This window comes from Bacteroides sp. BFG-637 (assembly GCF_024793605.1).
Taxonomy (GTDB): Bacteria; Bacteroidota; Bacteroidia; order Bacteroidales; family Bacteroidaceae; genus Bacteroides; species Bacteroides vicugnae.
Genome location: NZ_JANUPD010000002.1, coordinates 561,162 through 575,479, shown reverse-complemented (window position 1 = coordinate 575,479; position 14,318 = coordinate 561,162). Strand labels below are relative to the sequence as shown.

The following is a 14,318-nucleotide window of genomic DNA, read 5'->3' as shown; positions in this document are numbered from 1 at the left end:
TTGCGTCTTTCAATCTATAAAAACAAAATCGCTGTTTCAATACAGTATAAATAACAATTATGACATTTAAAGAATTAAATATAACCGAACCGATTTTAAAAGCTATTGAAGAAAAAGGATATGCCGTACCCACTCCTATACAAGAGAAAGCAATTCCGCCTGCATTAGCAAAAAGGGATATACTGGGCTGTGCGCAGACGGGAACCGGGAAGACTGCTTCATTTGCAATCCCTATTATCCAGCATTTGCAGATGAATAAAGAGCTGACGAAACGTCAGGGAATTAAAGCTTTGATTTTGACACCTACCCGTGAACTTGCATTGCAGATCAGTGAATGTATTAACGACTATGCCAAATATACCCGGGTACGTCACGGAGTTATCTTCGGAGGAGTGAATCAGCGCCCGCAAGTGGATATGTTACACAAAGGAATTGATATTCTCGTTGCTACCCCCGGGCGTTTACTCGACTTGATGAATCAGGGGCATGTACATTTAGATAGTATCCGGCATTTCGTACTTGATGAAGCAGACCGTATGCTTGATATGGGATTTATTCACGATATCAAACGGATATTACCAAAACTTCCGAAAGAAAAGCAGACTTTGTTTTTCTCGGCTACAATGCCTGATACGATTATTTCTCTAACTAACTCTCTGTTGAAGAATCCTGTGCGAATCAGTATAACTCCGAAATCATCGACTGTGGATTCTATTGAGCAGATGGTCTATTTCGTAGAGAAAAAGGAGAAGAGCCAGTTGTTGATTTCGATTTTACAGAAATCGGAAGATCAATCGGTACTGGTATTCTCACGTACGAAGCATAATGCGGATAAGATCGTCAAAATATTGGGCAAGGCAGGGATTGGCAGTCAGGCTATTCATGGAAATAAAAGTCAGGCGGCACGACAGTCGGCATTGGGCAATTTTAAGTCCGGGAAAACACGTGTGATGATCGCTACCGATATTGCTGCCAGAGGTATTGATATTAATGAGCTACCTTTGGTGATTAACTATGATCTTCCCGATGTACCGGAAACGTATGTCCATCGTATCGGACGTACCGGAAGAGCTGGAAACACTGGGACGGCACTTACATTCTGTTCGCAGGAAGAGCGTAAGCTGATTAATGATATTCAGAAACTGACAGGAAAAAAACTGAATAAAGCTGATTATGTAATCTAGAGATCGGTTTTATTGCATTATTCATTCATATCTAGTATAAATAAAAAATAAGTTCTATGGCAAAATCCATGACAGTTGGTAAACGTGAAAATGAAAAGAAGAGACTCGCTAAGCGGGAAGAGAAACAAAAAAGAAAAGAAGACAGGAAGTCATCTAACAGGGGCAGTAGCCTTGATGATATGATTGCTTATGTAGACGAGAACGGGATGATTACTTCAACTCCTCCGGAAAATAATACAAAGAGAGAAGAAATTAATGCCGAGGAAATCATTATTGCCACTCCTAAAAAGGGAAAAGAGGAACCGGTTATTTTAAGAGGAAGAGTCGAATTCTTTAATACATCAAAAGGATATGGCTTTATTAAAGATCTTTCTGGTGTTGAGAAGTATTTTTTTCATGTGAACAATGTGGTTACCGCAATTTCGGAGAATGACATTGTGACGTTTGATCTGGAACGTGGACAAAAAGGGATGAATGCAATTAATATTTGTCTGGAAAATAAACTGAAACCGGAAGATACGGTTAAAGCCGATCCTGTATAAAAACATGGATTTATATTCTGCTTGTGTAATCGTGTATAAACAAAGATATTCAATTGATATATGAAAAAAGGTAATGTAATGCGTGAGTTTGTTTCTTCCAGCCAAGTGATGGAGAATGCAATCAAAGAGTATAAAAAAAGTGTAGGTAAGGTAGTATTGGTTGCCATTACTCCACGAACTACCATTGAACTTCCTGCGCATTTAACCCAGGCAGAAATAGACGCTCGAGTAGAGGTTTATAAAAAACTACATAGTTCAAAAGTGTAGCTGCTTGTACTACGGAAGTAGGTGCAAAATGGACAAGACAAAAATCCCTTGAATTTTTAAAGTTCAAGGGATTTTTGTTATTGGTCTATTGGTGTGTCTTGAATTGACGGGGAGCCATGTCCCCTATGCTGTTCAATGATTCTCACAATATTGTTTCATTGGTATTGACTTAGATATTCCATTTCTATAACTTACTTGTTTTCTTCCTTTTCTCATGGATTGAATATGTTAAAACTTCTGCAATCTGAGATACATTTGCTTGCAGAAGTGTTTTAACCCCGTATTCATCAAAAGACAGTTGTATGTATATTCAGAAGATTCTATTAGTAGTGACGGGAACCGGGACTTATGCGAATAGTGGCCTGGCAACCGGATTATGGCTTAGTGAGTTTACTCACATCTATCATTGTGCCGGAGAAAGAGGATATGAAATGACGATAGCCAGTCCCGAAGGAGGAAATACGCCTGTTGATCCTGAGAGTTTAAAACCAGTCGTTCTGGATAAGATATCCAGGGAGTATTGGGAGAATCCTGAGTTCAGAGAAATGCTGCGTCATGCCAAAAAACTGGATGATGTTCGGGAGCAGCTATTCGATTGTATTTATTTGGCTGGCGGACACGGAACCATGTACGACTTTCCGGATAATGCCGTTTTGCAGGCAATCATTACGGAACATGATGAAAACAACAAGATAGTGGCTGCAATCTGTCATGGAGTAAGCGGACTGTTGAATGTCAAATCATCCAATGGTGAATATCTGATTAAAGGCAAAGAAATAACAGGGTTCAGTTGGCTGGAAGAAAGCCTTGCCAATCGGAAGAAAGAAGTTCCTTTCAATCTTGAAGCATCACTCAAAGCGAGAGGGGCCAACTATCAAAAGGCATTGATACCTATGACCTCAAAAGTAATTGTTGACAATAATCTGGTGACGGGACAAAATCCGTTTAGCTCTAAAGAAATGGCGGAGGTTGTGCTGCAACAGTTGCATGAGAGGGAGATGACAGACCTGTGAAAGAATGAGATATCTATAAAATATAAACTAATGATTAAGCCTATGAATTTAGATGAAGTACTCCAGTATCGCCGCTCTGTGCGTGTGTATGATAAAATGAAACCGATAGATACGGAGAAGGTGAAACATTGTCTGGAATTGGCAACACTGGCTCCCAACAGTTCGAATATGCAGTTGTGGGAATTCTATCACATCACACAGCCTGAACTGTTGGCGAAAGTTTCGAGAGCCTGCCTCGACCAGAAATCGACTGCCACTGCACCGGAAGTGGTGGTTTTCGTGGTCCGCCGGGATGTTTACAGGAAGCGTGCGCGGTTTGTACTCGACTTTGAACGGGATAACATTCATCGCAACAGCCCGAAAGAACGTCAGGCAAAACGAATCAAAGACCGTGAATTGTATTACGGAATATTAATGCCATTTGTGTATGCCCGCTTCTTGGGGCTTCTGGGGCTGTTCAGGAAGCTGTTGGCTAATATTATCAGCATTTTCCGTCCGATGATGCTCGAAGTGTCCGAGAATGATATGCGTGTGGTTGCCCATAAGTCCTGTGCGCTTGCTGCCCAGACATTTATGATTGCGATGGCGAACGAAGGGTATGATACTTGTCCATTGGAGGGGCTGGACAGCCGTCGGCTAAAAAGAGTGCTGAAGCTACCGCATGGTGCCGAAATAAATATGGTTATCCCCTGCGGAATACGGGATGGGAATAAAGGTATTTGGGGTGAACGGTGCAGAGTGCCGTTTGATGAAGTTTATCGAAAGATTTAATATCCAATCAGCACTCTTTATCAGCAACTGTTTGCTTTCCTGTTTCTTTACTTTCGTTATCTTTGCCGCAGCTATTTAAATACCTTTATTTATATGAATAAATTGATATTCGTCCGTGACGAGAATTGCATAAAATGTGGGAAATGTGCTAAAGTATGTCCCGCCTGCATCTTGATTCTTTCTTCTTGATTTTCGAAGTGCTGACGAACTGTACTTACCTGCAAATAAGCAATTATCATAATTGAAATGATTTCACTAGTGTCCCAATTTTAATGGGACACTAGTGTCTTGTCTCATATTCTGACAGATTATAATGGTCAATGCTTATATTATATAAGAACGACTACACTGACTGGATTCCTGTATTACCCTTAGTTCGGACTATATGTTTGATACTCCTCCGAACAGTACTCCACTTCGGGAATATCGCAAATGGTCGTACAGGTCCATAGCTGGCGAGTATAATCAAGAGCGATACTAATGCCGTGATAAGCAGCCAACCGTAGATTTCTTTCATAGAGACAACGAGAGCCTGCGTCTGCACCATTCCATAAAGTTGACCGATAGGCACATGGTCTATGGCAGGATTGAAATCTACGATATTTGAACTGAGTAGTGAAGCGTTTTTAGCCATTGTATGTCTTAGGAATTCCCCAATGAGTGCCGGCCCGAGTGTCGCTCCCATAACCGCTCCTGTGAATCCGTTGATGGTAAGGGCCTGTGGAAATACCTGAAATGGAAGTCCGCTCTGTACAATTGAGGTAAGGAAAACAATGGAGATTATCACGGATGCGGCACCACGAAAAAACAGCGGAATGAAAAGCATCTCTTTCTCAATGCCATAATCTATGAAGAAATAGAAACAGGCAAGGTAACAGGCAGCAAGGACAAATGCTATTGCCGCCATGGTCTTGTACCTCCATTTACGTAGTGCGAAGGTGAAATATGTGAACGCACACCCGGCGATGATTCCAGCGAAAACATACCAGTTCAAGTCGATCAGATTGGTTTCATCAAATCCGAGTATATTTGCTGCATAACTGTGTTCAAACACATGTTCAGTGGCAATCAGGGTGAAGAAAACGAGGTAGATGCCCGTTGCTCGTATCACGTTGTGGTTTCTCATCGCCCTGAATGATATGTAGGGATGGTGAAGGAATGTAGCTCTCCACAGGTTTATGCCGAGACAGGCAAGCCCGATAACTGTTGCACCTCTTATCTCCGTGGCATCCCACCAGTCATAGAAATTGCCATAGACGCAGATGAAAGTAAAACAAAGCATGAATCCCGCCCATAAGATTGCGCCTATCCAGTCGATGCCGAGCAAAGGAATGAACATTGGCCCGCGTACAGGCTTCACTAATATCATAACCAGCAGTACCATTAGGGCGAGCAGTCCGGTCATAATCCAGTGCATATATTCCCATTGCGAGAAGAATATAATATAGACGGTGGTGATACCGTTCAATTGTATTACGCTGTCAACTATTATATAGACGTAGCAAAAGAATATCGCCATGTCACGTACAGGAGTCAGCCATAACTGTATTGTGGAGTTACAGGCAAGTGTGGCCTGCATCCTGAACCATCCCGCCACGAAACAAGTGCCGACAAGCAACGGTACACTTGTTGTGTGGGCACATATAATATTGGCAACTATCAGGACTATACCTGAAGTAACCAACTGGGTTCGGGTAGAGAAACGGAACTTGATGCGGAACATGACGGCAAAATTGATGGCCAACCCTATCAGTGAGGCATAGCCTGCCATGAGAATATCCTCTTGCATAAGTGCCGTAGTACCTACCATGTCAGATGCGGCGGCAAGATAAACTCCGCTTGAGAACTGGATTATCAGTACAAAAAGAATAAACAGATACGGCTTTAGCTGTCGTGGAATGAAATTGGGAACATCCGGAATGTCGAATGGTCCCTGTGGAACGTGCCAGTCTGCCATATCAATACTTTACGTAACATTCCACATTCATACCAGTACGGAGCCGTTCCATATCTTCCGGCTTGTTGTCTTCCGTAAATTCAATCCTTACGGGTATTCGCTGACGCACCTTTACGAAATTTCCGGCTGAATTGTCCTGCGGGATCAGTGAAAGTGAAGCACCGGTAGCTGTGGAGATTGATCGGATATTTCCGTTGAAAAGAACTCCCGGGATAGCATCCACCCTTATTTCTACTTTACTTCCGGGAACTATGTGGTGGAGTTGAGTTTCCTTATAGTTGGCGGCAACCCACACGTCGCCTGATTCAATAATATCAAGCAGTGTTTGGCCCGGTTGTACGAGTTGACCGACCTGTATCTCCTTACGTGAAGTGTAGCCGTTGCACGGGGCGGTAATTATAGTGTAGCTGAGATTAAGTTCTGCAGTTTCAAGGAGAGCTTTGGCAAGTTCAATTCCTGCTTCTGACTGCGATATGCGTTGACGGTTGACATCGACGACTGATGAGGTTGCCGAACGTTGCCTCACAAGCATTTCGTATCGGGCTTTTTTTACCCCATAGTCCGTCTTGGCACCATCATACTGCTGGCGGGTGACGGCATCCTGTGCCAATAGTTTTTCGTATCGGGCCAAATCTGTAGCTGCATTATCCATCAGCACTTTGGCTTCAGTGATAGATGCTTCATTGACGGCTACATTTGCCGAAGCTGATACAACTGTCCGGTCAGCGACACCGCGTCCGGCGAGGGCATTCTGGTAATCTGCGTTTGCACGGGCTACATTAAGGCGCATATCGGCATCGTCAATTATCACAAGTGTGTCCCCTTTCTTAACCTTCTCATATTCTTTGAAACGGATTTCTTTGATGTAACCTTGTACGCGGCTATTGAGGGGCACTATCTGCCGACGCACCTGCGCATTGTCGGTAAATTCTACATTGCCAAGGTGAATGAACTTGCTGCCGACCCACAATGCTGCGACAGCGATTACTGCGATGGTGATGATATAAGAAAGTATCTTTTTGCTACGGTGTTTCATATTTTTCCGGTGGTGAATAAAAGTTTATAATAATAGTAGATGATGTTTATACGAGCGTTAACCAGCTGCTTCTCCGCATCGAGTTTTGCATTGGCCGCGTCGAGCATATCGGTAATCAATGCCATATCTGCCGAGTATCGCGTAGAAATCGTGCGGTAATTTCGTTCGGCAAGCTCTGCGCTTTTCCGTTGGTTCTGTAGCTCTTCATAGGCCTCTAAATAGTGTATATGGTCGGCTCTTACAGCAAGCGAGACACTTTCACGTGTGGCGGCAAGTTCTTCTATTGTCCTTTGTGTGGCAGCACGGCTCTTTGCCAAAGACTTGTTGCTTTTATATAGTGAGGAAATGTTGTAGCTGACCCCGACCCCGATATACCAATAGCTTAAGTTGCGATTGATTGGCGGTACTTCTACAAGAATGGGACCGTCAATGCTCCAACCTGCCTGAAGCCCTATCTTGGGCAGACGCTCGGAACGGATGATATTTTCCGCTTTGCGACTTATGTCAACACCGGAACGTGCGAGGCTTAATGACGGAGAGTTCAACATAGCCTCCTGCTGCCACCATTGTTCTCCATTCATCGGTAAAGAACGAGTCAGAATGGTGGAATCCGGTACAACGACAGTTCCCTCGGGCAATCCTGCCGTTGTTACAAGATTGACATTAAGGATGTCGAGAGTATTGTTTATCTTGACAAGCTGTAACTCAAGATTCGATACCAAGAGTTCATAGCGTGTGATGTCATTTTGAAGAGCTGTCCCCTGCTCATAGCGTGCCTGCATTTCTTTCAATACCTTTTCGGCTGCGGATATATTGCTTTCCATAACCCGGCGCAGATTAGTATATTTATAGATGTCAAGATAGAATCCTGTAAGTTGGAAGCGGATATTGTCTCGCTGAAAGTCGGTAGCATACCGTGTGGCTGTTGATTTCAGCCCGGCAAGTTCTATGGCATTTGCCACGGCTCCGCCTGTATAAACCGGCTGGGTGACATTCAATGACAGTCCATTTCCCAGATGTGGTATGGGAGCTTTCTGATAGTCGCTGAAATTGCGTTTGGTTGTAAAACCATCGCCTATATAACTGATCGAAAGCGATGCTTTGACATCTGGTAGGCGACCTGCACGCGCAACGCTTATTGCATGCCCGGCTTCGGTCTGTGCAGAAAATGAAGGGCGGAGTTGTGCACTGTTGGCTTCAGCGGTCTCGAAAATTTTTTCCAAAGTTATTACCGACTGGGCATAAGAGCACACCCCACCGCTCAACAAGGTCACGGAAAGCAACCCTGTGAGCAATCGAAGATTGTTCATGAAGAATTTGTTTTTTATGATATAAATTGATTATTTTGTCAGTCATGGTGTATGACCGAACCTAACTCGCAGATTTACGAGCCATAAACTGAAGCTGTGCTTTTCCAGTTTTCCAAATATCCCCAGTTTCTTATAGGGATATCAATAGTTGTGATACATTTATTCTTTATAATCATACAAGTGCAACTTTTTGTGAATTGCGTTGCAAAATTACAAAAATATGTTGATTTTATGATTATATTGGACTATTATTTTATGTACAAATGGTGGTAATGCAAAATGTAAGACTGGGCACTCATTTGGACTCCCGAAAATAAAAAAGCCTTGTAAGTCGTTGTCTTACAAGGCTTTTTGGCTTTCGTTTGTGGTGCCACCAGCAACCGAAAATCGGTTTGTATAGCACTATTTTTCAATAAGTTATATCTTTATTACGATGTTAGTCCCTTGAATAAGGTTTTCACAGCTTTGCACCGTTCGACATCAGTTTGTATCTTGGGTACGATTTCTGAATGCAAAGATAGAAGATAATTGTTATTTTTCTATAGGTTTTACTTCTTTTATTTCTTTTCCAGCATATGTCCCATATGCTTTTCCGAAAACTTCTCCTTTTTTATAGTAGTCTGCTAACATCTTTAATGTTAAATCTATATCATTTTCTGATTCTATATGGAGTTTTCCATCCTTAACATTCAATTGATTACCATATTTCTTGCAAATCCGTAGCATTTTGTTTATGGCTTTGGTGTCAATTCCTTTGTAATTCCCGATTTTGGTAAGTCGAACCAGTTTTTTATGGATTGATGGATTAGATTCAATTTGTTGGTTGATAATCTCTAAACCTGTAATCATCTTAGTTTCTTCAAGTTGAGTTAAAACTTCTTTTGCTTGCTTTTTATATTCCTCTTCCAATCCAACTATCTGTTCAAATTGAGTTTTCTTAGCAATATAGAAAATATCATTATAATATAAACAATCTACTTGTTTGTCAAGATTGACGGTTTCTCCTTGTATCAACTCTAATTTTTGGCTTTTGGTATTGAAGACAGTTCTTAGTGCCTTAGGAATCCATTTCCGATTGTTACTGTCTTTTTCATCAATAGCGACTTTTCCTGCAAGAATTTTCCGAAATGTGAAAATATTATCTTCGTCTTGGTTTTGAAATCCTACACAATAAGCCCATAGTTCTTCATTTTCAATTATTTCTTCAAGACTTGTGATTTTAGGTGGAATTGCTTTTAACTGGTTATTAACAACATCTGCAAATGACATTACTTTATTTGTCATAGAATAAGTGAACAAATGTTGCGTATCATCTGCAATAACATCATATTCATGTACCTCAGTTTTTTTATTAATGAGATACGATAATTGCTCTTGCGTCAAGGAATATAAATGATTACGGATTTCATCATTTATATCAACTTGATATACTTTAAAAAAGATATTTATCCAGAACTTTGCTATTTTTTTTTCTGATTATGTTTTAAAACTCGCGTTATAAAATAGAGATATGTATCACTAACCTCTATATCCTCCAATCTCTCAAGTAAATCTTCTAATATCATATTTATTCTTTGTTTATTGCGAAAAACAGCTTGTTTCCTATTTCATATAATTTTATTTTATCTTCATCCTGTAACGAATTATTTTTTGATATGATAAATCCGTTTTTTATTTTTTTGTTCTTAGAATACTCAATATCATAAATAGAATATTGACAACTAAGAATTGGATTTATTAATATCATTGATGAATTTATATATATCCTATATATAATACCCATTAAAAATAAGATAGAAATCCCTTCATACCACCCATTAAGGCTTTGAAATAGAAAAGGAATTATATAAGTTGCTATATATCCGATAGATTCACTATTTTTATTCTTAATATCAATAATTTGCGCATTAAATCCATTTTCTGATATATCTTCAATATTTTTCAATGTATTATGCAATCCGATAATTCCCAATATAGAGACCAAAGTTAGTACACTTGATAAGCCAAAGAAAGATAGAAATATTTTAATACTATTTATTGATATTCCTCCCCAATGGAGATAATTATAGTTATCCGAAAGTTGCCTGAGTATTACCAATATAAATAATGGTAAATATGAAGATACGAATAAAGCAAATTTAGCTCCTTTCTTTAAATCGTTATTCTTATATCTCATACGTTTCGTTTTTCAAAAAATATCCTCCAGTTTTAGGCGCACCTCTAAACTCTATCAAGTTTTTATCTTGTAAAACCTTGATATATCGCATAGTCGTTCTTAAACTCTTGTTGATATGCTTGCTGATTTCAGAAGCATTCAAATCGGGAGTGGTTGCCAGCAGATTGAGAATAGCTTGTTCATTCTCGTTTATTGTATCATTTACTATGTCATTTACTCTGCCATTTACTGTGTCATAGTTGGCAGAGTTAGTGATTTTACGTTTGAACACTGCTGTAAACATTCCCTCTGTGTGAAATTCCGGTTCGGGCAGATTCGCTTCTCTCATGGCTTCCTGCATACGAGGAATACCGGATGCAACTCTTTCAACCAAGTGCATACGGGTAAATAAACCAAAAATTAGCGGATTACGTGTCATGCTTTTATGCCCGAAATCTTTAGCCACAACAGGCAGAAGTCCTCCGGGATTGGAAATCTCTACCCGGTCGTCAAACATTTCTATCATAATGCTTGCGCCTTGTTCGTAATAATCACGGTGCGACAGGGCATTTATAATGGCTTCTTTAAATACGGTCAGAGGTATTTCCCAAATTTCCTCTCTTGGTCCTGCACCCTCTATTTTATAAGCTACTTGCAGTTTGCTTTCCAGCCAAGACATAGCCTGTAAATATTGTTGGTACAATGAACCTCCGAAAGTTTTATCATCTATAATATAGACTTTATTTGTTCCCTTGAAAAGAACACATCTTGTAACAGCATGTGGAAACTTTCGTTCAGGTTGTTTGCCGAAGAACATCGCTGCTCCATTCTTTGCCGTTCCGCTCTCAGTAAACAGTTCCAAGTTCTCAAAAATTTGTTTGTCGGGTGTGGACGAACTTAGTTTGGCTTCCGTTCGGAAACTCTTTATCATCTGTTCGTCTGCATCCGTGTAAATATTGAACCAATGGCAGGGTATATGGTCAAAAAAGATTTTGTTACACTCCTGAAAGAAGCCGCGCATTTCTTCGGCTGTGCGAAGTTTCTGTGAGTTTGCCCCCTCACGCACATAGATAGAACCGGAAAATATATAAGGTTTATCCTTGCCGGACGGAACATCAATCACCCAAACAGTTTTATCTCCAATATTTATGGAATACAATTCACAGTGGAGTGCAGGAGATATTTCGCTGATAGAACCTTGAATGGCAGAACGCTTATCGTTTTCTAAGTTAGTATCTACCACTTGTCCGCTATCATCTACTCCAATAAGCAAATATCCTCCGTTTGCATTGGCAAAAGCACATATTTCTTCTGTCAGTTCACGAACCTTTGAAGGAACACGAACCTTAAATTCCACATTGTAGCCTTCTCCACTATCAATGAGTGATTGTATGTTTTCTGTATTTAACATGAACTTTTATAATAGTGCCACAAAAATAGTTATTTGTTACGATTGTAAGTTGTTAGTTTCATTTTATTTATGGCAAAACATTCCTCTTTTCGCTTTTATCAATACTGTATTTATTGAACAAACCCAGTCTTTGAGCGAAGTTGACAGCTTCAATCGAATTGTTAGCTTTTAATTTTTGTAATATATTCTGTCTATGACTATTCACTGTATTGATACTAACTTTCAATGTTTCTGCTATCTCTTTACTCAATAAGCCTTTCTTCATAAATCGTAAAACTTCTAATTCCCGGTTTGTCAAAGGTTCATCCAGTGTATCAGATAAATCTATAAATATCTGTTCTCCAGTTTTAAAGTTATATAGGTGGCTTTTAATAATTTCCGATTCATGGCTTGCATCAACATCAATAACCGATAGCATAAGCCAAATATTTCCTGATTTATCTAACTCAAGAACTTGTTCTTGCTCTATTATGCGTATATATTCACCCCGTATATTTCTTATCCTCATTTCATGAATGGCTTTGTAGCTCTTTTTTTCTTCATTGGAGAATGAACGCAATATCGAATAGATTTTCTTTCTTACAAGTAACCCATAATCTATATCGTCCGGATGTATAACCTCAATAACTGGCTGATGTCCATGAATAAACAACCTACGGGAGTCAAGTCCATATAGTTTAGGAATATTATCAGAAACAAAAACGAATTTATTAGTGTAGCAATCAAATACCAATACGATACTATGCGTAACTTCTGAAAGTTTAATCCAGTCATTTTTCCTCTTTTCAAGAATGGAATAATCAATTTCATCGAACTCTATGCTTGATGTTGGCAGTATATTTATGACTTTCTTTTCTATTTCACTAATTATCATGCTTGCTATAACGTTTATTGTTAGATAGTTAGGTTATATCTCATTATAAATGACTATTGTCCTTAGAGTATCTTGCATCTAACTTTGCACAAAGTTAATAAAAAGAGCATAAGTGTAAGGTAAATAGATGTTTAATGTTTTAATTATTCCTATATGATAAAAAAGATTTGTTTAGTGACACGGAGAGGTAAAAGAGTTATGGGTCGCAAAGTTGTAGTGACATCAGTATTTGAAACTGACATTGAAAATATTTGGTGCAAGATTCAAGATATTGAAACGCTAAGAGAAATTTGTAAACCCAAAGCAAGTTTTATATCTTATGGCAATATTCCTCCTGTTTGGAAAGAGGGGGAAACATTTTATTTTAAGATGTTTCTTCATCGATTTATTCCTATTGGAAAACATACAATCAACGTAATTAAGATTGATAAAAAATCAAGAGAAATAGTTTCAAATGAGTATAATAAAAGAGTAACTATATGGAATCATTATATTCAAATGGAAAAGATTACCGAAAATGTTACAAAATATACCGATAGTGTTGAATTGTATGCTGGTTATCTAACCCCGCTTGTTGCTTGGTGGACTCTTTACTTTTATAAACACAGACAAAAGAAATGGCAGAAAATCGCAAAGAACTTATAAAATGTTCACGATAGCTTCTTAAGTTAATTATGGCAAACTGGAATTTAGCAGAAAAACAGATATATAAATTATTAAAACATCCTTTCCAAAAGGAAAAATCTGATATAGAATCTATTACTGCTGCATATCTTGAATTTGTAGAAGAATTGTTCGATTACCTTAATAAAGAAAATGATAACAAAACACGTATTAGGCAATTAAATATGAGTTATATAGATTTTGGTACAATTAAGGCTTTAGAAGAAACTTCACCTACGGAAAATAGCAAGTTAAAAATTATATATCTTGACAAACTGTTATCTTTAATAAATATGGAGCAAGAACTAATCTATCGGCAAATGGAATACCCCAAATTTTTCATTAATATTGAATCAGATTGGAAATCTCCCTTTTATTTAAACAGTGAGGTAATTAAAATTATAGATATAATGGAATTAGTTTATGGTATTTTTTATATCAAAGATGGTATTATTCGCATTGATAACAAGGATATTTTTCTAAGTGATATATCACATATTTTTGAGAAAATGTTTAATATCAGTTTTGGTGATATATACAAAAAAGAAATAGCAGTTCTTAAACGAAAACCTACTAAAATCACAAATTTTTTAGATAGGTTGAAATTAGCTATTATTAAAAAGAGTAAAGACAATGGCTACGATTATTTTTAAATATTTTTATTTGATAATCAATGAGATATAAATAATTTATAGGGGAGTGGATGTACCATTCCCTTATTTTCTTTGCTCTCGTTTTCTGAACTTTGCTTCATCAATCGATTGACAAACCATAATGTATAATCAGAAAAATGAAGCAATCATGTATATAGACAATGACGATTTCAGCGTATGGATGCAGAAGCTGTACGCCAAACTGGAAGAACTCTGCAAGGATGTACGGGTACTGCGCAATGCCGACAGGGTACTGCCCGAAGATGACAACCTGCTGGATAATCAGGACTTGTGCCTGTTGTTCAAAGTGAGTATCAAGACCCTGCAACGTTACCGGGCTATCGGTGCGCTGCCATACTTCACAATCAGCGGGAAAGTATATTACAAGGCTTCCGATGTCCGGGAGTTCATCAAGGAGCGGTTCAGTGTTACCACCTTGCGCCAGTTCGAGAAAGAACACTGCACGAAGAAAAAGAAGTGAA

General features: G+C 38.8%; 16 protein-coding genes. 9 read left to right on the top strand and 7 right to left on the bottom strand.

What is annotated here, in order from left to right:
- Positions 1-59 precede the first annotated feature (59 nt).
- From NXX38_RS02535 to NXX38_RS26870, 6 genes are all read left to right on the top strand, one after another.
- Positions 60-1,184, top strand: a complete 1,125-nt coding sequence (locus tag NXX38_RS02535) for a DEAD/DEAH box helicase (protein WP_148367129.1) — start codon at positions 60-62, stop codon at positions 1,182-1,184.
- A 56-nt stretch (positions 1,185-1,240) separates the two neighbouring features.
- The gene (locus NXX38_RS02530; protein WP_164727374.1) at positions 1,241-1,726 is read left to right on the top strand and encodes a cold-shock protein; all 486 of its coding nucleotides are present in this window, start codon (positions 1,241-1,243) and stop codon (positions 1,724-1,726) included.
- Positions 1,727-1,786: 60 nt separating this feature from the next.
- Entirely contained in the window at positions 1,787-1,993 is a 207-nt protein-coding gene (locus tag NXX38_RS02525; protein WP_148367131.1) for a hypothetical protein, read from the top strand.
- A 302-nt stretch (positions 1,994-2,295) separates the two neighbouring features.
- Positions 2,296-3,006 carry a type 1 glutamine amidotransferase domain-containing protein gene (locus NXX38_RS02520; protein ID WP_195650404.1) on the top strand — a complete coding sequence of 237 codons (711 nt, stop codon included), beginning with the start codon at positions 2,296-2,298 and terminating at the stop codon, positions 3,004-3,006.
- A 42-nt stretch (positions 3,007-3,048) separates the two neighbouring features.
- On the top strand, positions 3,049-3,777 hold the full coding sequence (locus NXX38_RS02515) for a nitroreductase family protein (RefSeq protein ID WP_148367133.1): 729 nt from the start codon (positions 3,049-3,051) through the stop codon (positions 3,775-3,777).
- Between the two features lie 93 nt (positions 3,778-3,870).
- Entirely contained in the window at positions 3,871-3,966 is a 96-nt protein-coding gene (locus tag NXX38_RS26870; RefSeq protein ID WP_371826268.1) for a 4Fe-4S binding protein, read from the top strand.
- 154 nt (positions 3,967-4,120) lie between these two features.
- Here the strand turns inward: NXX38_RS26870 and NXX38_RS02510 are convergent, their stop codons facing one another.
- The 7 genes from NXX38_RS02510 to NXX38_RS02480 form a co-directional block, all read right to left on the bottom strand.
- Positions 4,121-5,734, bottom strand: coding sequence for a hypothetical protein (locus tag NXX38_RS02510; RefSeq protein WP_258978538.1), 1,614 nt, complete (start codon positions 5,732-5,734; stop codon positions 4,121-4,123).
- Position 5,735: 1 nt separating this feature from the next.
- The gene (locus NXX38_RS02505; RefSeq protein WP_148367136.1) at positions 5,736-6,770 is read right to left on the bottom strand and encodes an HlyD family secretion protein; all 1,035 of its coding nucleotides are present in this window, start codon (positions 6,768-6,770) and stop codon (positions 5,736-5,738) included.
- Positions 6,767-8,080, bottom strand: coding sequence for a TolC family protein (locus NXX38_RS02500; protein ID WP_148367137.1), 1,314 nt, complete (start codon positions 8,078-8,080; stop codon positions 6,767-6,769). Before NXX38_RS02500 ends, NXX38_RS02505 begins: the two co-directional genes overlap by 4 nt.
- 531 nt (positions 8,081-8,611) lie before the next feature.
- Positions 8,612-9,463, bottom strand: a complete 852-nt coding sequence (locus NXX38_RS02495) for a DUF4868 domain-containing protein (RefSeq protein WP_258978537.1) — start codon at positions 9,461-9,463, stop codon at positions 8,612-8,614.
- 184 nt (positions 9,464-9,647) lie between these two features.
- The gene (locus NXX38_RS02490) at positions 9,648-10,256 is read right to left on the bottom strand and encodes a hypothetical protein (RefSeq protein WP_258978536.1); all 609 of its coding nucleotides are present in this window, start codon (positions 10,254-10,256) and stop codon (positions 9,648-9,650) included.
- The gene (locus NXX38_RS02485; RefSeq protein WP_258978535.1) at positions 10,246-11,646 is read right to left on the bottom strand and encodes a helix-turn-helix domain-containing protein; all 1,401 of its coding nucleotides are present in this window, start codon (positions 11,644-11,646) and stop codon (positions 10,246-10,248) included. Before NXX38_RS02485 ends, NXX38_RS02490 begins: the two co-directional genes overlap by 11 nt.
- Positions 11,647-11,713: 67 nt before the next feature.
- On the bottom strand, positions 11,714-12,520 hold the full coding sequence (locus NXX38_RS02480; RefSeq protein WP_195533831.1) for a LuxR C-terminal-related transcriptional regulator: 807 nt from the start codon (positions 12,518-12,520) through the stop codon (positions 11,714-11,716).
- Between the two features lie 153 nt (positions 12,521-12,673).
- Here NXX38_RS02480 and NXX38_RS02475 point away from each other — a divergent pair, with 153 nt between their 5' ends.
- From NXX38_RS02475 to NXX38_RS02465, 3 genes are all read left to right on the top strand, one after another.
- Positions 12,674-13,165, top strand: a complete 492-nt coding sequence (locus NXX38_RS02475; protein WP_196008775.1) for a hypothetical protein — start codon at positions 12,674-12,676, stop codon at positions 13,163-13,165.
- 29 nt (positions 13,166-13,194) lie between these two features.
- Positions 13,195-13,836: an RteC domain-containing protein gene (locus tag NXX38_RS02470; RefSeq protein WP_258978533.1), complete on the top strand. Its 642-nt coding sequence runs from the start codon at positions 13,195-13,197 to the stop codon at positions 13,834-13,836.
- A 148-nt stretch (positions 13,837-13,984) separates the two neighbouring features.
- Positions 13,985-14,317 carry a helix-turn-helix domain-containing protein gene (locus NXX38_RS02465; RefSeq protein WP_005645903.1) on the top strand — a complete coding sequence of 111 codons (333 nt, stop codon included), beginning with the start codon at positions 13,985-13,987 and terminating at the stop codon, positions 14,315-14,317.
- Position 14,318 lies beyond the last annotated feature (1 nt).